The 16,017-nt window shown below is 60.1% G+C and carries 16 protein-coding genes; 4 read left to right on the top strand and 12 right to left on the bottom strand.

Annotated features, from left to right (window positions below; translation table 11 throughout):
* Positions 1-147: 147 nt before the first annotated feature.
* Complete coding sequence (locus ALQ04_RS08030; protein WP_122315226.1) at positions 148-1,335, top strand: cyanate transporter; 1,188 nt, start codon at positions 148-150, stop codon at positions 1,333-1,335.
* Positions 1,336-1,353: 18 nt separating this feature from the next.
* Here ALQ04_RS08030 and ALQ04_RS08025 read toward each other — a convergent pair whose 3' ends face one another.
* The 6 genes from ALQ04_RS08025 to hutC form a co-directional block, all read right to left on the bottom strand.
* Positions 1,354-2,055, bottom strand: coding sequence for an anti-sigma factor domain-containing protein (locus ALQ04_RS08025; RefSeq protein ID WP_122315224.1), 702 nt, complete (start codon positions 2,053-2,055; stop codon positions 1,354-1,356).
* A complete protein-coding gene (locus tag ALQ04_RS08020; RefSeq protein WP_122315223.1) occupies positions 2,052-2,618 on the bottom strand; it encodes a sigma-70 family RNA polymerase sigma factor in 567 nt (188 codons plus the stop codon). Before ALQ04_RS08020 ends, ALQ04_RS08025 begins: the two co-directional genes overlap by 4 nt.
* A 104-nt stretch (positions 2,619-2,722) precedes the next feature.
* Positions 2,723-3,256 (bottom strand): DUF3455 domain-containing protein, encoded by a 534-nt coding sequence (locus tag ALQ04_RS08015; RefSeq protein WP_122315222.1) that lies wholly within the window; start codon positions 3,254-3,256, stop codon positions 2,723-2,725.
* A 104-nt stretch (positions 3,257-3,360) separates the two neighbouring features.
* On the bottom strand, positions 3,361-4,536 hold the full coding sequence (gene nhaA, locus ALQ04_RS08010) for a Na+/H+ antiporter NhaA (protein WP_122315221.1): 1,176 nt from the start codon (positions 4,534-4,536) through the stop codon (positions 3,361-3,363).
* A 34-nt stretch (positions 4,537-4,570) separates the two neighbouring features.
* Entirely contained in the window at positions 4,571-5,167 is a 597-nt protein-coding gene (locus ALQ04_RS08005) for a HutD family protein (protein WP_122315220.1), read from the bottom strand.
* Positions 5,164-5,874: a histidine utilization repressor gene (hutC, locus tag ALQ04_RS08000; RefSeq protein ID WP_183142133.1), complete on the bottom strand. Its 711-nt coding sequence runs from the start codon at positions 5,872-5,874 to the stop codon at positions 5,164-5,166. Before hutC ends, ALQ04_RS08005 begins: the two co-directional genes overlap by 4 nt.
* Positions 5,875-6,060: 186 nt before the next feature.
* On the opposite strand from hutC, the gene ALQ04_RS07995 reads away from it, so the two are divergent.
* The gene (locus tag ALQ04_RS07995; protein ID WP_122315218.1) at positions 6,061-7,425 is read left to right on the top strand and encodes a formimidoylglutamate deiminase; all 1,365 of its coding nucleotides are present in this window, start codon (positions 6,061-6,063) and stop codon (positions 7,423-7,425) included.
* A 112-nt stretch (positions 7,426-7,537) separates the two neighbouring features.
* Here the strand turns inward: ALQ04_RS07995 and ALQ04_RS07990 are convergent, their stop codons facing one another.
* From ALQ04_RS07990 to ALQ04_RS07965, 6 genes are all read right to left on the bottom strand, one after another.
* Positions 7,538-8,107 (bottom strand): lipocalin family protein, encoded by a 570-nt coding sequence (locus tag ALQ04_RS07990; RefSeq protein ID WP_122315217.1) that lies wholly within the window; start codon positions 8,105-8,107, stop codon positions 7,538-7,540.
* A 3-nt stretch (positions 8,108-8,110) separates the two neighbouring features.
* Complete coding sequence (gene bamE / locus ALQ04_RS07985) at positions 8,111-8,365, bottom strand: outer membrane protein assembly factor BamE (protein WP_122315216.1); 255 nt, start codon at positions 8,363-8,365, stop codon at positions 8,111-8,113.
* Between the two features lie 182 nt (positions 8,366-8,547).
* A complete protein-coding gene (locus tag ALQ04_RS07980) occupies positions 8,548-9,150 on the bottom strand; it encodes a DUF924 family protein (RefSeq protein ID WP_122315215.1) in 603 nt (200 codons plus the stop codon).
* Between the two features lie 6 nt (positions 9,151-9,156).
* The gene (locus ALQ04_RS07975) at positions 9,157-10,167 is read right to left on the bottom strand and encodes a class 1 fructose-bisphosphatase (protein WP_122315214.1); all 1,011 of its coding nucleotides are present in this window, start codon (positions 10,165-10,167) and stop codon (positions 9,157-9,159) included.
* 146 nt (positions 10,168-10,313) lie between these two features.
* Positions 10,314-11,657: a DUF3999 domain-containing protein gene (locus ALQ04_RS07970; protein WP_259644967.1), complete on the bottom strand. Its 1,344-nt coding sequence runs from the start codon at positions 11,655-11,657 to the stop codon at positions 10,314-10,316.
* A 286-nt stretch (positions 11,658-11,943) separates the two neighbouring features.
* Positions 11,944-14,394, bottom strand: a complete 2,451-nt coding sequence (locus tag ALQ04_RS07965; protein ID WP_122315213.1) for a glycogen/starch/alpha-glucan phosphorylase — start codon at positions 14,392-14,394, stop codon at positions 11,944-11,946.
* Between the two features lie 279 nt (positions 14,395-14,673).
* On the opposite strand from ALQ04_RS07965, the gene pip reads away from it, so the two are divergent.
* Together pip and dtd are read left to right on the top strand one after the other, a co-directional pair.
* On the top strand, positions 14,674-15,645 hold the full coding sequence (gene pip / locus ALQ04_RS07960) for a prolyl aminopeptidase (RefSeq protein WP_122315212.1): 972 nt from the start codon (positions 14,674-14,676) through the stop codon (positions 15,643-15,645).
* Between the two features lie 105 nt (positions 15,646-15,750).
* On the top strand, positions 15,751-16,017 hold a 267-nt coding region (gene dtd / locus ALQ04_RS07955), incomplete at its 3' end, for a D-aminoacyl-tRNA deacylase (protein WP_122315211.1).

The following is a 16,017-nucleotide window of genomic DNA, read 5'->3' as shown; positions in this document are numbered from 1 at the left end:
AAAAAGTTGACCACTACACCATTGAGCGTACCGGCAACCCTCACACTAACCCCCATCCTAATTTCTCAATACCCCCCCGCAGATTTTCGTTTGTCGCCTGCGCCGTCGCCCGGCCTAATAATGCCTTTGGAACAGTCAGGTCTGGTGATGGAAAACATTCGTACTTCAACGGCTCACGCTTTCTGGTTGATGGCCAGTGTCGTTCTGGTGGCTTTGAACCTCAGGCCCAGCATGGCGGCGGTCGGGCCGCTTTTATCGGCTATTCGTGGCGATATTCCGCTCAGTTTCAGTCTCGCTTCGCTGTTGACCATGCTGCCGGTGATGGCGATGGGGCTCGGGATGTTTTTCGGTATGCGTCTGGCGCGCTCGTTGGGTGATCATCGGGCAATCGCGCTGTCGCTGCTGGTGATTGGTATCGCCAGTGGGGCGCGGCTGTTTATCGATGGCGCGCTGGAGTTGATCGTCAGCGCGGTTCTGTCCGGATTGGGTATCGCGATGATTCAGGCGCTGATGCCAGCCCTGATCAAGACCCGTTTCAAGGACAACGTGTCGCTGTTCATGGGCTTGTATGTCACCTCGATCATGGGCGGGGCAGCGTTGGCGGCGTCGTTTTCACCTTTTGTGCTCAAGCAGAGCGGTAGCTGGCGCAGTGCGCTGGCGATATGGGCGGTTCTTGCCTTGATCGCGCTGGTCTTGTGGATGCTCCAGCGTTCGTCGATTCCTGTCGTGGCAGCGGCACCCAAGGGGCAGGCTGACTCGTTCTTCGCCAGGCCGCGCGCCTGGTTGCTGGCAGTATTTTTCGGTCTTGGTACGGCTTCCTACACCTGTGTGCTGGCCTGGCTTGCGCCTTATTACGTGGAGAGGGGCTGGAGCGAGCAGGACGCCGGTCTGCTGCTGGGCTTCCTGACGGCCATGGAAGTGCTGGCCGGTCTGGCGGTCCCCGCAATGGTCAATCACACCCGGGACAAGCGCGGCGCGTTGACGGTCTTGTTGCTGCTGATCATTGTCGGCTTCTGTGGGCTTATCCTGTCTTTCGATCATCTGTCGCTGCTGTGGCCTTGTCTGCTCGGCCTGGGCATCGGCGGTCTGTTTCCCATGAGCCTGATCATCTCCATGGATCACATTGATAGCCCGGCGCGAGCCGGTAGCCTGACGGCCTTCGTGCAAGGCATCGGCTACCTGATTGCCGGCCTGTCGCCTCTGCTGGCAGGTGTCATTCGTGATCAGTCGGGGAGTTTCGAGGGGGCGTGGTGGACATTGACTGCGGTGATCGTGCTGATGCTGCTGATAGTCTGGCGTTTCAATCCAGATCAATACCGGCAGCGCATCAGTTAGTGCAGGTGTTCAGGGGACTCAAATCACTTTCACCGCCCGTCCAATGAACTGAATCGGCCCGGTCGGCTTGCCAATCGGTGAGCCGGTGGACTTCTCCAGGGTCAGCTCGAACAACTGGTTATGTTGCAGCGGTGGCAACTTGTCCAGTGGGATGTGCAGCGTTTGACCCGGTTTTACCAGACCGAGGGAAACCGGTCCTTGCCAGTCATCGGCCTTGGTCCAGAACTCCAGCGCCTTGTCCGCAGGGACCTCGGTCACGCTCAGGGGAATGAGCTGGATTTCCTGTGAATTGCTGGTCTGGACCACCCAGCCGGGTGCCTTGTCCTGTGGTGCGACAAGTACTACCAGGTAGGACGGTGCCTGCGCAGGCTGGATGAAAAGCATCACGCCCAGCACCAGCGAAGCGGCCAGACCTGCGCCAGCCAGGCCACGCCAGATCGACAGGTTGTCCCACCAGCGGGTGCGCTGCGGTTCGACCTTGCTGGCGGACAAGTCGCTGAGGCTGCGTTCGATACGGCTCCAGAGCCCGGGCGTGGGTGTGACAGGCTCGGCCAGTTCGGTCAGTGGCAGCAGGCGTTCTTCCCAGGCGTCGACTGCCGCCTGCAATTCAGGCTCATGGGGCAGGCGGCGCTGGACGTCGCTTCTCTGCCCGGCCGACAAGGTGCCCAGCACGTATTCGCCAGCCAGTTCGTGGATGTCTTCGTCTACCGGTCGAGTCATCCCATGCACTCCCGCAAGGCCGTAAGGCTGCGCTTGATCCAGGCTTTGACCGTTCCTAAAGGTGCGCCGATTTTCTGCGCGATTTCCGGGTGCGAGTAGCCGTCCACATAAGCGTGGAACACACAGTTGCGGCGCACCGGTTCAAGCTGTTCCAGGCAGAACTGAATCCGGCCCGGATTGATTCGCCAGTCGAATGCATCCCCGGTTTCCTGCCAGCCTTCCAGGGTTGCCGATTCGTGGTGGTCTTCGCTGCCGTCATCTTCCATGCGTACTTCCCGCGCGGTGTTGCGCAGGCGGTTGAGCGCCAGGTGGCGGGTCACGCTGAAGATCCAGCCGCGTGCCGAGCCTCGTGACTGATCGAAGCTGGCCGCATTGCTCCATATCTTGAGGAACGCATCATGCACGATGTCTTCCGCCAGTGCGTGGTCACGCACAAGCCGCTCGACGACACCAAGCAACCGGGCGCTTTCCTGTTTATAAAGACGCTGCAAAGCCTGGCGCTCACCGCGCGCGCAGGCATGCAGCGTTGCTTCGTAGTCAAACAGTGATTCGTGTGAAGACACGTCGATCCGCCATCAATGGATGAATGCTGCCTCGTTGACATCACAAGGCCCCCGCGCAGCAGCATAGACTACTGGCTGCGCGGCACCCGATTGAAGGCTTTTGATCACTTGCTGGCCCAGAAGATGTAGTCGGCCTGATACTTGACCACTTCCTTGGCGCCCTTGTTGCTGGCAGAGCAGGCAGTGGTCGGGGCTACGCCGCCTTTGAGGGCTACACGCTGGATGTAAGCGGTGCCGGTCAGTACGCCTTTGCCTTCAGCCGGGTTGGCCTTGACCAGTTGATAAGGCAGGTTACCCGCGCTGGATGGCGCTACGGCTACTTGAGTACCGGTCAGCTTGGAGCCGTCTTTGGCTTCCCAGGTGGCGGGTGGGCCGTAGTAGCTGCCAACCGCTTTGCCGCTTTGATCGTTGAGGACGGCTTTGGGGCCGACGAACACCCACTCGGTTTCATTGGCCATGTTGGCCTTGGCGCGGCACTCGTAAGTGATTTCGCCGACCCCGGTAGTTTGCAGGGTGATCTTGTGACCGTCCGGTACACGGACGCTCTCGGGCAGATTGGCTTGAGCCATGGCAACAGAAGTCAGGCAGGTGAGGGCCAGGGTACTACCTGCAAGGCAGAGCAAACGTTTTGCGTTCATGCAGAAAATCTCCAGATTGTTTAACCGCGCTCAGCAACTCAAGTGGCTGCTGTATGTACTACCCGCGAGAAAACAATCTGGATGCAGTGATTTGAAAATATTTTTCAACGCTGGCTGAAACGGCTGCGCAACAGCAGCACACCGGCCAGTGCTGCCAGGCCCGAGCCCATCAGAACGCCGATCTTGACCTCGTCCACCAGATGCGCGGCACCGGGGAAGGCGAGGTTGCCAATGAACAGGCTCATGGTGAAACCGATACCGCAGAGTATCGCCACGCCATAGAGCTGCACCCAGTTGCTGCCTTCCGGCAAGGTCGCCAGCCCGGCCCGAATGGCCAGCACCGCAGCCAGGAAAACCCCGATCTGCTTGCCGACGAACAATCCAAGGGCGACCCCGAGTGGTACCGGATCGAGCAGGTTATCGGCGGAAATGCCGGACAGCGAAACCCCGGCATTGGCAAAACCGAACACCGGCACGATGGCGAACGCGACCCAGTAGTGCAGCTTTTCTTCGAGAAAAAGTAATGGCGAGCGCGCTTCCTCCTCTGGCTTGCCCATGGGAATACACAACGCCAGGGCCACGCCGGCCAGCGTCGCATGCACGCCCGATTGCAGGACGAAGAACCACAGCAGCGCGCCCGCCAGCAGGTACGGCAGCAAGCGCCGTACATTCAGGCGATTCATCGCGATCAGCACCACGAGGGTTACGAAAGATGCCAGCAGCATCGGCAGGTTCAGGCCCGAGCTGTAGAAGAAGGCGATGATGGTCACGGCCCCGAGGTCGTCGAGGATCGCCAGTGCAGCGAGAAACACTTTCAGGGAGGTCGGAACCCTGTTGCCCAGTAGCGACAGGACGCCGAGCGCGAAGGCAATGTCGGTTGCTGCGGGGATGGCCCATCCGGCGATGGTTTGCGGGTTGCCCCAGTTGATTGCGAGATAGATCAGCGCCGGCACCAGCATGCCGCCGGCCGCGGCAAAGCCGGGCAGGGCGCGTTGCCCCCAAGTGGCGAGCCCGCCTGCGAGGACTTCGCGCTTGATTTCCAGGCCGACCATCAGAAAGAAGATCGCCATCAGCCCGTCGTTGATCCACAGCTCGACGGACAGCCCCAGCCAGACACTATGCAAAATGGCGAAGTAACCCGCGGCCAGAGGCGAGTTGGCGACGATCAGGGCGGCCAGCGCCGCGCCCATCAGGACAATGCCGCCTGCCGACTCGGATGACAGGAAGCGGGCCAGAATGGCAACGGCTCGCGGTGTTTCTTTGTGAGGAAGTACGGTCATGCGGGTCCTTGAAGCAGAATCCTGAATTCGGAGCTCAAACGCACAGGGCATTCAGCTCGATGAGGCAGCAGCGGCTGGCGCTGGGAGCTTGCAGTTCGATTTCCAGCAGGCCGCCAGGGTTATCCACTTGCAGGCAGTCGTGGCGACCAAGAATCTCCCAGAGCCCGTCGTTCACGCTGACCCCGACCTGTTCGGCAGCACTGAACAGCAGAAGTGTGCTGGCGGAACTGAACAGGCGCTGCGGCTGGCGTACGTCGATCCAGTGCAGGCGAGCGCTGTAGCGCTGTGCAGCATAGATCAGGTTGAAATCACGAATCGCGCCGTCGAGCAGTGTGCAACTGACCTGGCTGTCGCCACTGAAGGCAAATGGATCGGTGGGCAGCAGCGGACGGCTGCTGACGCCGTCGACATCCAGGGTCATGCCTGCGCCCTGAATCACCGAAATGATCCGCTGGTAACCGGCAAACACCGAAAAGCCACTCGAGGTTTCGACATCGGCAATCGACAGCCGCCAGCCGAAGCCGTCCAGCTCCTGTCCGGCATCGCGGGCGATTTCTTCGGTGCTGCCGCCGCCGTTTTTCCAGGGCATGCGAGGGTAACCGGTGGCGCGCAGGATTTTGGTCTGAGTCATTTGCTGAAGCGTCCTTCCAGGCGATGGCGAGAGCCGGGGTGAATCAGGCGAGCTGCAGTGACCGGCTGACGGCCGGACCAGGTCCGACGCCGAATCAGCAGGCACGGCTCGCCGGTATCGATTTGCAGCAACTGGCATTCGCTGGGTTCGGCCAGGATCGCTTCGACCACATGCTCGCCTTCGGTCAGCGGCGCCACCTGTGACAGATAGGCGTAGGGCGTCTGTTGGGTAAAGTCCTGCTTGAGGTAGTCCGGCGCAACCAGTGCGTTGACGAAACGGTCCTCGATCTGCACCGGAATGTCGTTCTCGAAATGCACGATCAAGGAGTGAAACACCTTCTGGCCTTCGCGCATGTCCAGCGCCAGTGCCCGCTCGGAGCCGGCAGGTTCTTCCTGTAGTACGACGACCTTGCAGGAGTGGCGGTGACCTCGGGAGGCGATCTCGTCCGCAATGTTATTGACTTCAAACAGCGCCGACTGGCTCTTGGGTTCGGCAACGAAAGTGCCGACCCCTTGCATGCGCACCAGCAGCCCTTCGGCGGTCAGCTCGCGCAAGGCGCGGTTGATGGTCATGCGGCTGAAACCCAGTTGCGTCACCAGTTCGCTTTCCGAGGGCACGCGATGATGCGGCGGCCAGGTGCCGTTCTGGATTTGCAGGGCGATCATCTGTTTGACGCGGGCATAGAGCGGGGCCGGACTTTCACCCATCTGGGCTGCCAAGGGAGAAGAGGCGGGCGGAGTCGGCACGTAGGAGTCCTTGTTCTGGGTGATTCATCTATTAAAGAGCGCCCACGCTAACCATTAACCTGCAGTACGGCAAGCACGCGAAGGTTTACCGGTGATCTGAACGTCTGTATATGTATATACAAATTACAACGATGAGGTGTGAAGTCAATGCCAGCCTTCTTTGCCGAACGCGCATTATTACCCGCAGGTTGGGCCGATAATGTCCGTCTGGAGGTCAGTCCTGACGGTATGTTGAGCGCGGTGCAGGCCAATGCGCAGCGTCAGGATGCCGAGTTGCTGAGCGGGCCGCTGCTGCCGGGGATGCCAAATCTGCATTCCCACGCCTTCCAGCGGGCAATGGCCGGGCTGGCGGAGGTGGCGGGTAATCCCAATGACAGCTTCTGGACCTGGCGTGACCTGATGTACCGACTGGTCGGGCAGATCACTCCGCAGCAATTGGCGGTCATCGCCCGACAGCTCTATATCGAGATGCTCAAGGCCGGCTACACCTCGGTCGCCGAGTTTCATTATGTACACCAGGACAGCGACGGCAAGCCGTATGCCGATCCTGCCGAGTTGGCCTTGCAGATCAGCCAGGCCGCCACATCCGCTGGCATCGGCCTGACCCTGTTGCCGGTGCTCTACAGCCACGCCGGTTTTGGCGGACAGGCGCCCAATGAAGGGCAGCGCCGGTTTATCCACAGTACCGACAGCTATCTGGATTTGCAGGCCCGTCTGCAGAAGGTCGTCGCCAGCCAGGCGGCGCAAAGCCTCGGGCTGTGCTTCCATTCGTTGCGCGCTGTCACACCGCAGCAGATCAGCGAAGTGCTGGCCGCCAGCAATCAACAGTGCCCGGTACACATCCATATCGCCGAGCAGCAGAAGGAAGTCGATGACTGCCTGAGCTGGAGCGGCCGCCGTCCACTGCAATGGCTGTATGAAAACGTGGCGGTGGATCAGCGCTGGTGTCTGGTGCATGCGACCCATGCCGAGCCGGATGAGGTCACCCTAATGGCGCAAAGCGGCAGCGTGGCCGGGTTATGCCTGACCACGGAAGCCAATCTGGGCGACGGTATCTTCCCGGCAGTGGATTACATGGCTCAGGGCGGACGCTGGGGCATCGGCTCGGACAGCCATGTGTCGCTCAGTGTGGTCGAGGAACTGCGCTGGCTGGAATATGGCCAGCGCTTGCGCGATCAGCGTCGCAACCGGCTTTATCGCAGTGACCAGCCGATGGTGGGCCGAACACTGTTCGATGCAGCATTGGCCGGTGGTGCACAGGCCATGGGGCAGAACATCGGGAAACTGGAGGTCGGGCAGCGCGCAGACTGGGTGGTGCTCGATGGCAAGGATCCGTACCTGGCCAGCGCTTCAGGCGATTCGATTCTCAACCGCTGGCTGTTTGCGGGCGGTGATCGTCAGGTGCGTGATGTGCTGGTCAATGGACGCTGGGTCGTTCGTGAAGGGCGGCATGCGGCAGAGGAAGACAGCAATCGGGCGTTTGCCCGGGTGCTCAAGGAGTTGCTCGCGTAGCGAATTCATTCGCGAAGGGCCGTGAAGATTTTCGCGCACGTCAATGCCGTCTTCGCGGATGAATCCGCTCCTGCACCGGTTGTGAGGGAGCGAATTCATTGGCGAAGAACGTTTATTTGCCGATCTTCGCGTCATCCTCGCGCCAGATCAGGCGGCTGGTGTCATAGCCCTGTTGGCGGGCCTTGCTCATCAGGTCCTGCTTGACCGCTTCCGAGACGGTCGGTGTGCGCGACAGCAGCCACAGGTACTTGCGATCAGGGTTGCCGACCACGGCAGTCTTGTAGTCGTCACCGATGGCCAGGACCCAATAGTCACCCTTGGCCAGACCCGGCAGCAGTTTCGAGAACCAGTTGTCGAACACTACCCACAGCTTGTCGGTCTTGCCCGGTACTTGCGGCGAGGCGGTGCCACTGGCTTCCTGCCATTTGCCTTCAATTGTCCGGCAGCGGTTGGTCACGGCAATGTTGCCGTCAGCCTTGAGCTTGTAATGAGCTTCGGACTGCGCGCAATTGCGCTGGAAAAACATCGGCAGGCGCGCCAGTTCATACCAGGTGCCCTGATAGCGCTTGAGGTCGACGCTGTCGACGGTCTTGGGTTCGAGGTTGTCAGCCGAATGGGCGAAACCGATGGCCAGAAAGCCGGCCATGACGAAAATTCCGAAACGCAGAAGTAGCTTGATCATGAGTTATTTCAGACCTTGGCCCGAGAATATGAGCACTTTGTCGCCAGCATACTGCACGCTGATAAAGGTTTTCTGGTCGCCCCAGGTGCAACTGGACATCCCCAGTGCGCCGGAACATTCAGTCGGGCTGCCCAACAGGCTTTCGACCTGAGCCTTGGGCATGCCTGCGGAAAGTTTAGAGTAGTTTTCCTGAGTGATCTTGCTGCAGGCAGCCAGCAGTACGCAGAACGACAGTAACGCGAGAGAGCGCAAAGACATGGATGAAGCTCCTGAACGGAAGAGGGCTGTGTCGCAGCAAAACGGTTTTTTCAACCGCGCTGGCGCACTGCCGAAAGCTTAGAAGAGAAAACCGTGATCTGGTTCCCTGAGCCGACTGGTGATTTGCGCGCACTGAGGGAGAGGCTTGCCCGCGACTCGGCAAGACACTGTTTCCAGAAAACCTAGAACCGTGAGCCGGGCTTTTTGAGGAATTCGATTTCTTCATCGCTCGAGGCGCGGCCGAGGATGTCGTTGCGATGCGGAAAGCGTCCGAACCGGGCGATGATTTTCTGATGACGTTCAGCGTAATCCAGGCTTTGCCTGAAGTAGTCGCGATCGGTGGCGGGAAGAAGCGGCAGGAGCCGGGTGAAGCAGGCGATGGCCTGATTCTGGTCGTCGAGGTTTTCGCTGTGTTCCAGCACCAGATAGATGAAGGTGCGTTCCAGTGGTTCCAGATGCTGGTCCCGGCCCAGCTTCAGGCCATGTTGTACCAGTGTCTGTGCGCGTTGATCGCCGGCGAAGGCCTTGGGCGTATCGCGATGGATCATGCGCGGCAACTGATCCAGCAACAGGATCAAGGCCAGCCAGCCCTTGGGGCTTTCAGCCCATTCCTTGAGGCCGCCAGCCAGGGCCTGCTCGACCAGATCACCGAAGCGCTCGCGGGCTTCGGTGTCGTTGGCCTTTTTCTTGCCAAACCAGAGCTTCTCCCTGGCTTTCACCACTTCGCTGGCTGATTCGGACGAGCCGAACCACCATTCGAGCAGAGGCAGCCAAGGGGCAAGCATCGGGTTTTACTCCTTGTGGTACGCCGTGGCGCGCTCGACTTCCTGTTTGGAACCCAGGAATACGGCGACACGCTGGTGCAGGCCTTCCGGCTGGATGTCGAGGATGCGCTGATGGCCGTCGGTGGACGCACCGCCCGCCTGCTCGACCAGGAACGACATCGGGTTGGCTTCATACATCAGGCGCAGTTTGCCCGGCTTGGAAGGCTCGCGGCTGTCACGCGGATACATGAACAGGCCACCGCGGGTCAGGATGCGATGCACATCGGCTACCATCGCGGCAACCCAGCGCATGTTGTAGTTCTTTTGCAGCGGGCCTTCTTCGCCAGCCAGCATTTCTTCGACATAGCGCTTTACCGGGGCTTCCCAGTGGCGCTGGTTGGACATGTTGACCGCGAACTCCTGAGTCGACTCAGGGATCTTCAGGTCTTCATGAGTCAGCACGAAGCTGCCCATTTCACGGTCCAGGGTAAAGCCTTTTACGCCATCGCCCAGCGTCAGGACCAGCATGGTCTGCGGGCCGTAGATCGCGTAGCCGGCGGCTACCTGCTCGGTGCCCGGTTGCAGGAAGGCCTTTTCGTTCAGGGCTTCGTTCTGGCTCAGGTATTCGCTAGGGCAGCGCAGAACGGAGAAAATCGTGCCGACTGGCGCGTTGATATCGATGTTCGAGGAGCCGTCCAGCGGGTCGAATACCAGCAGGTAGGCACCTTTGGGGTATTTGCCCGGAATCTGGTAGGCGTTGTCCATTTCCTCGGACGCCATGCCAGCCAGGTGGCCGCCCCATTCGTTGGCTTCGAGCAGGATTTCGTTGGAGATCACGTCGAGCTTCTTCTGGACTTCGCCCTGCACGTTTTCGGTGCCCATGCTACCGAGCACACCACCCAGCGCGCCCTTGGAAACGGCGTGGCTGATTTCCTTGCATGCTCGCGCCACTACTTCGATCAGGAAGCGCAGATCGGCAGGAGTATTGTTGCTGCGGGTCTGCTCAATCAAAAAGCGACTCAGTGTAACGCGGGACATGGATAGCTCCGAAAATGGGGGATGAAAAACCCGCGCAGTTTAACGCGAGTGGCGACGTAATACTGCTATGAGACTGGCTTATGGGTAATTGAGTTCATACGCCAGCTCAGCGTAGCTGCAAAAGCGAAACAGCAAGCCGTCATGCATCAATGTTTTGAGGCGCGCAGCGAGCTGAGAGCGATCCAGCCCAGACACAGCGTACCCAGGACCAGCACGGCCCATAACGCCAGACGCTTGAAGTCGATGTCTTCTGAAGTCTGCGGCGCAGAAACCACGCTGCTGACAGCGGGCGTAGCGGCTGCCTGGGCCTTGCCCAGTGCCGCCAGCCTTTGCGGATCAGTCGGGAACGTCAGCATCGCCAGCGGCAGTCCTGCCACTGTCGTATTGCCAATAGCCAGCGTGAACGGCCCGTTGCCGTTGTCCTCGAACATCACCTGGACTGCCTGAACGGCAACACTCAACATTGGAGCCTCGTTGCCCAGGCCGCCGCCACGATCATCGACCACCAGCTTCAGTTGCCGCACGTTCTGACCGGCAAGCTGCAGTTGATCCTGCGCGATCTCGCCATTGTTCTGGGTCAACCGGTACAGCAGGCCGCTGCTGATGATTTGCCAGGACTGCCCGGAATCGAGTCGTCCATAAAGTGTGCCAGGCGCCAGGCTGTTGGCCTGGGCGATATCGAGTCTGACCCGTTCGACCGGCAGTTCGACCGGCAACTGCCAGACATATTCATTGGGCTGTTCTGCAACGCCGCTGATTACTGGCGACCAGGTCAGGGTCGACGGCAGGCTGTCGGGGTCGGCGCTGATTATGTGGGCGGAAATCAGCGTCGGTGCGTTCTGTGGCGAGCGCCACAGCAGGCGCAGATAGCGTGCGTTCTGGCCGGGCAGGCCGACTTCTCGCTGTTCGACCATTTCATCGGAGAAGGTCAGCCGCGCCACTTGCCCCTCGCCCCAGGCCTGCCAGTGCTGGAGGTCATCGCTGGCTTCGATGCTGAAGTGCTGGAAGCCTTCACGCTCGGCGCTCCAGTCGATCAGCAATTGTTCAAGAGGTGCCTTGATCGCGCTGGTATCGAGCAGCCAGCCGCGCAGTATTTCTTCACCCGCTTCGATATCGCTTTGTGGCTGGATATCAATGACTGTGCCGTCGCTCGAACGCTCGCTGCGGATAATCGGCACGGCATCGCCTGCTTCGGCCGTGGTGTACAGCGGGAAGCCGTTCACCGCTGTCGGTACGGCATCCTCTGCATGAGCCTGCTGCTGGCGCAGGAACATATGCGGCTGCGGCTGGCCGGCGGCATCGAAGATTCGCAGGTCGTTGAGGTTGCTCTGGCGGGCATCGAGTTGCAATGCCAGGGGCAGGTCGAGCCGATACCACGGGCCCTGGCCGCTCAGGGTCAAGGGTGTCTGGCTGGCGAAGTCCGCCGGTTTTTCCAGGGCATTGACGGTCATCGCCGCACACAGGGCTGCGCCGAGCACAGCGATTTTGATGACGAGCGGACGACTCACGAACGGGTTCCTCACGGTTGGGTAGGCTCTGGATCGGATTTCAGCCTGTTTCCGCGCCGATTGTTATCGGAAATTTCTGGCGGTGATGTGTGAAATATCCCACCACAGATAGCGATATGCCAACACCTATAAACAAAACCGTGCGCGCCAGCGTGCCTCGGTTACCCGATCAATCAGGACTGGAGGCTGGGCGAGAGGGAGATTCAGGGCGAGCCCTGCGGGAGAAGGGGCCGCTTCCCGGGATGGAAAGCGGCCCGTAGAGCGGATATCAGTCCAGGGCTTTCCAGATATCCCCGGCGTATTCGCGAATGGTGCGGTCTGACGAGAACCAGCCCATGCGTGCAGTGTTGAGGACCGCCGAGCGCCACCATTGCTTGGAGTCGTGCCAGCGTTCCTCGACCCTGGCCTGGGCGGCCCAGTACGAGTCGAAATCGGCGCAGACCAGGAAGCGGTCGTAGGCCAGCAACTGATCGATCAGGCCGGCATAGCGGTTCGGATCGTCCGGCGAGAACACGCCGCCGCGAATCGCCTGCAACACATCATTGAGACGACCGGAAGCGGCAACATCGGCATGCGCGCTGAAATCACCGGCTTGCTTGCGGGCTCCGACCTGCTGCGACGTCATGCCGAAGATGAACATATGTTCGAGGCCAACCTGCTCGCTCATTTCCACGTTGGCACCGTCCAGCGTACCGATGGTCAGCGCGCCATTGAGGCCGAACTTCATATTGCTGGTCCCGGAAGCTTCCAGGCCCGCCGTGGAAATCTGCTCTGACAGGTCGGCTGCCGGGATGATGCTTTCGGCCAGGCTGACGTTGTAGTTGGGCATGAACACCACTTTGAGCAGGCCGCGCACGGTCGGGTCGTTGTTGACGGTGCGGGCGATGTCGTTGGTGAGCTTGATGATCAGCTTGGCCGAGTGATAACTGGCCGCCGCCTTGCCCGCGAAGATCTTCACCCGCGGCACCCAGTCGGTGCCGGGTTCGGCGCGAATGGCCTGATACAGCGCAACCGTGTGGAACAGGTTGAGCAGCTGGCGCTTGTACTCGTGGATACGCTTGACCTGCACGTCGAACATCGCCGCCGGATTGACCACGATGCCCAGGCGCTCATGAATGATCGCTGCCAGTGCACGCTTGCTGTGCAGGCGCTGGTCGGCCATCTGCTTGCGGAAGGAGCTTTTCTCGGCGAACGGCTCCAGCTCGACCAGGCGTGTCTCGGCGTTATCCAGGACATCCTCGCCCAGGGTTTCCACCAGCATCTGGGTGAGTTTCGGGTTGGCCTGGAACAACCAGCGGCGGAAGGTAATGCCGTTGGTCTTGTTGTTGATCCGCTCCGGATAAATCTTGTGCAGCTCGGCGAAGACCGTCTTGCGCATTAGCTGGGTGTGCAGCGCAGAAACGCCGTTCACGCTGTGCGAGCCGAGGAATGCCAGGTTGCCCATGCGCACCCGGCGCCCATTGTCTTCTTCGATCAGTGACACGGCGCGCAATACGTCGAAATCATGCACGCCCTTGGCGCGCAGGGTATCGATGTGCTGAGCGTTGATCAGGTAGATGATCTGCATGTGGCGCGGCAGCATGCGTTCCATCAGGCCCACCGACCAGGTTTCCAGCGCCTCGGGCAGCAGGGTGTGGTTGGTGTAGCTCAGGGTGCCGACAGTGATTTTCCAGGCTGCATCCCAGGCGATCCCGTGGGTATCGATCAACTGGCGCATCAGTTCGGCCACGGCAATCGAAGGGTGGGTATCGTTCATCTGGATCGCCGCGTGTTCGGGCAGGTCCATCAGCGTGGCATGCATGTTCAGGTGACGGCGCAGCAAGTCCTGCAGCGAGGCCGAGACAAAGAAGTATTCCTGGCGCAGGCGCAGTTCCTGGCCCGCTTCTGTCGCATCGTTGGGGTAAAGCACGCGGGAAATACTCTCGGCGCGCACGACCTCGGCTACCGCACCAAAGTGGTCGCCGGCGTTGAAACGCTCCAGATGCAGATCTTCCACGGCCCGCGCCCGCCACAGGCGCAGGGTGTTGACACTGGCACCGCGCCAGCCAACTACCGGTGTGTCATAGGCAATGGCGCGTACGGTTTCAGCCGGGCGCCATACCTGACGCGATTCGCCCGATTCACTGAGCACGGTATCGACGCTGCCGCTGAAGCCGATGGAGTAAACCACCTCGGGGCGCTCGAACTCCCAGGGGTTGCCGAAGTCCAGCCAGTTCTCGGTCTGCTCCTGCTGCCAGCCGTCGACGATGGCCTGGCGGAACAGCCCGTGTTCATAACGGATGCCGTAGCCATGCCCGGCGATGCCCAGGGTCGACATGCTTTCCATGAAGCAGGCTGCCAGACGACCCAGGCCGCCATTGCCCAGAGCCGCATCCGGCTCCAGCAGGCGAATGCGTTCAATGTCCACGCCCAGTTCGGTCATCGCTTCGCGAGCGATTTCCAGCAGCCCCAGGTTGCTCAGGCTGTCGTACAGGAGCCGCCCGATCAAGAATTCCAGTGAAAGGTAGTAGACACGTTTCTGGACCTTGCGATAAATCTGCCGCGTATGGTCCATCCAGTGCTCGACCATGTGATCGCGAGCAGCAAGGGCGACAGCTTCAAACCAGTCATGCTCAAACGCATGGTCAGGGTCCTTGCCCACTGCATAGGTGAGTTTGGCAAGAACTGCGGCGCGAAAAGCGGCCACATCAGCGTCACGAACAAGTGGTTCCTGAGACATCGTTACGACCTCAAGTAGTCAGACGAGTGAAAAGTGGGTTCTTTGACTGTAGGCGTGTCGTCAGTTATTTCCTGAAAAAATTTTAAATAACCGAGCGGGCTGCTCACGCTTCGACTCGGCCGCAAGGCTCTGGTTCGCCAATCCATGCAATTGGCAAAACGCTTGCATTGATCGTTCCACCCGGATCGGCAATGTGCAGCATGCTCATTCATCGTTTCGGGTTTATGATGCCCAACGGCAGAATAATAGAAGCCTCTGAACTGGACTTATGGAGCACGTATGCAGACTTTGTACCCGCAGATCAAACCCTACGCCCGGCACGATCTGGCCGTGGAACAACCGCACGTGCTCTATGTCGATGAAAGCGGCTCGCCCGAAGGCTTGCCGGTGGTGTTCATCCACGGCGGCCCTGGCGCGGGCTGCGATGCGCAAAGTCGCTGCTATTTCGACCCGAACCTGTACCGCATTGTCACCTTCGACCAGCGCGGCTGCGGGCGTTCGACTCCGCATGCGAGCCTGGAAAACAACACCACCTGGCATTTGATAGAAGACCTGGAGCGGATTCGCGAGCATCTGGGGATCGAGAAATGGGTACTGTTCGGCGGCTCATGGGGTTCGACCCTGGCGCTGGCCTATGCCCAGGCGCATCCCGAGCGCGTCCATGCCCTGATCCTGCGTGGCATCTTTCTGTGCCGTCCGCAGGAAATCGAATGGTTCTATCAGTCGGGCGCCAGCCGCCTGTTCCCCGATTACTGGCAGGATTATGTGGCGCCGATTCCTCAGGATGAACGCGACAACCTGCTGGCAGCCTTTCACAAGCGCCTGACCGGTGCCGACCAGATCGCCCAGATGCATGCCGCCAAGGCCTGGTCGACCTGGGAGGGCAGAACCGCGACCCTGCGCCCCAACCCGCAAGTGGTGGATCGCTTTGCCGAGCCGCAACGCGCCTTGTCGATTGCCCGTATCGAAAGCCATTACTTCATCAACAATGCCTTCCTGGAAGAAAACCAGCTGATTCGCGACATGCCGAAAATCGCGCATTTGCCTGGCATCATCGTCCATGGCCGCTACGATGTGATTTGCCCGTTGGACAACGCCTGGGAATTGCATCAGGCCTGGCCCAACAGTGAGCTGCAGGTGATTCGCGAAGCAGGGCATGCGGCTTCCGAGCCGGGCATTACCGACGCACTGGTTCGCGCTGCTGCGCAGATTGCCCGCCGCTTGCTGGACCTGCCGCCTGAAGAGGCGTGATTGCTGCGGTGTGTGGGAGCGGATTCATTCGCGACGAGGCTTTTTGCGAATGAATCCGCCCCCACAAACACACCCACATACAAATCCGCTGTATGGAAAACATCTATGAAAGGCTTGTTGCAGCGCGTGCAAAGTGCGCGCGTGGAAGTGGCTGGAGAAGTGGTCGGTGCTGTCGATCAAGGCTTGTTGGTACTGGTGGGCGTAGAGCCTCAAGACACGCAGGCCAGTGCCGATAAGTTGCTGCATAAGCTGCTCAACTATCGGGTGTTCAGTGATGAGCAAGGCAAGATGAACCTCTCGTTGCAGGATGTGGGTGGTGGATTGTTGCTGGTTTCGCAATTCACCCTGGCTGCTGTAGTGGTCAACTTTTTC

Origin of the sequence: Pseudomonas cichorii (genome assembly GCF_003700275.1) — a bacterium.
Classification (GTDB): Bacteria; Pseudomonadota; Gammaproteobacteria; order Pseudomonadales; family Pseudomonadaceae; genus Aquipseudomonas; species Aquipseudomonas cichorii_B.
This window is presented reverse-complemented; position numbering and strand designations above follow the sequence as displayed.

Bases quoted from the DNA above. Each gene is read 5' to 3' on its own strand.
- ALQ04_RS08030 (WP_122315226.1), top strand. From the start codon at position 148: ATGGAAAACATTCGTACTTCAACGGCTCACGCTTTCTGGTTGATGGCC.
- ALQ04_RS08025 (WP_122315224.1), bottom strand. From the start codon at position 2,055: ATGACTCGACCGGTAGACGAAGACATCCACGAACTGGCTGGCGAATAC.
- ALQ04_RS08015 (WP_122315222.1), bottom strand. From the start codon at position 3,256: ATGAACGCAAAACGTTTGCTCTGCCTTGCAGGTAGTACCCTGGCCCTC.
- nhaA (WP_122315221.1), bottom strand. From the start codon at position 4,536: ATGACCGTACTTCCTCACAAAGAAACACCGCGAGCCGTTGCCATTCTG.
- ALQ04_RS08005 (WP_122315220.1), bottom strand. From the start codon at position 5,167: ATGACTCAGACCAAAATCCTGCGCGCCACCGGTTACCCTCGCATGCCC.
- hutC (WP_183142133.1), bottom strand. From the start codon at position 5,874: ATGGGTGAAAGTCCGGCCCCGCTCTATGCCCGCGTCAAACAGATGATC.
- ALQ04_RS07995 (WP_122315218.1), top strand. From the start codon at position 6,061: ATGCCAGCCTTCTTTGCCGAACGCGCATTATTACCCGCAGGTTGGGCC.
- ALQ04_RS07990 (WP_122315217.1), bottom strand. From the start codon at position 8,107: ATGATCAAGCTACTTCTGCGTTTCGGAATTTTCGTCATGGCCGGCTTT.
- bamE (WP_122315216.1), bottom strand. From the start codon at position 8,365: ATGTCTTTGCGCTCTCTCGCGTTACTGTCGTTCTGCGTACTGCTGGCT.
- ALQ04_RS07980 (WP_122315215.1), bottom strand. From the start codon at position 9,150: ATGCTTGCCCCTTGGCTGCCTCTGCTCGAATGGTGGTTCGGCTCGTCC.
- ALQ04_RS07975 (WP_122315214.1), bottom strand. From the start codon at position 10,167: ATGTCCCGCGTTACACTGAGTCGCTTTTTGATTGAGCAGACCCGCAGC.
- ALQ04_RS07965 (WP_122315213.1), bottom strand. From the start codon at position 14,394: ATGTCTCAGGAACCACTTGTTCGTGACGCTGATGTGGCCGCTTTTCGC.
- pip (WP_122315212.1), top strand. From the start codon at position 14,674: ATGCAGACTTTGTACCCGCAGATCAAACCCTACGCCCGGCACGATCTG.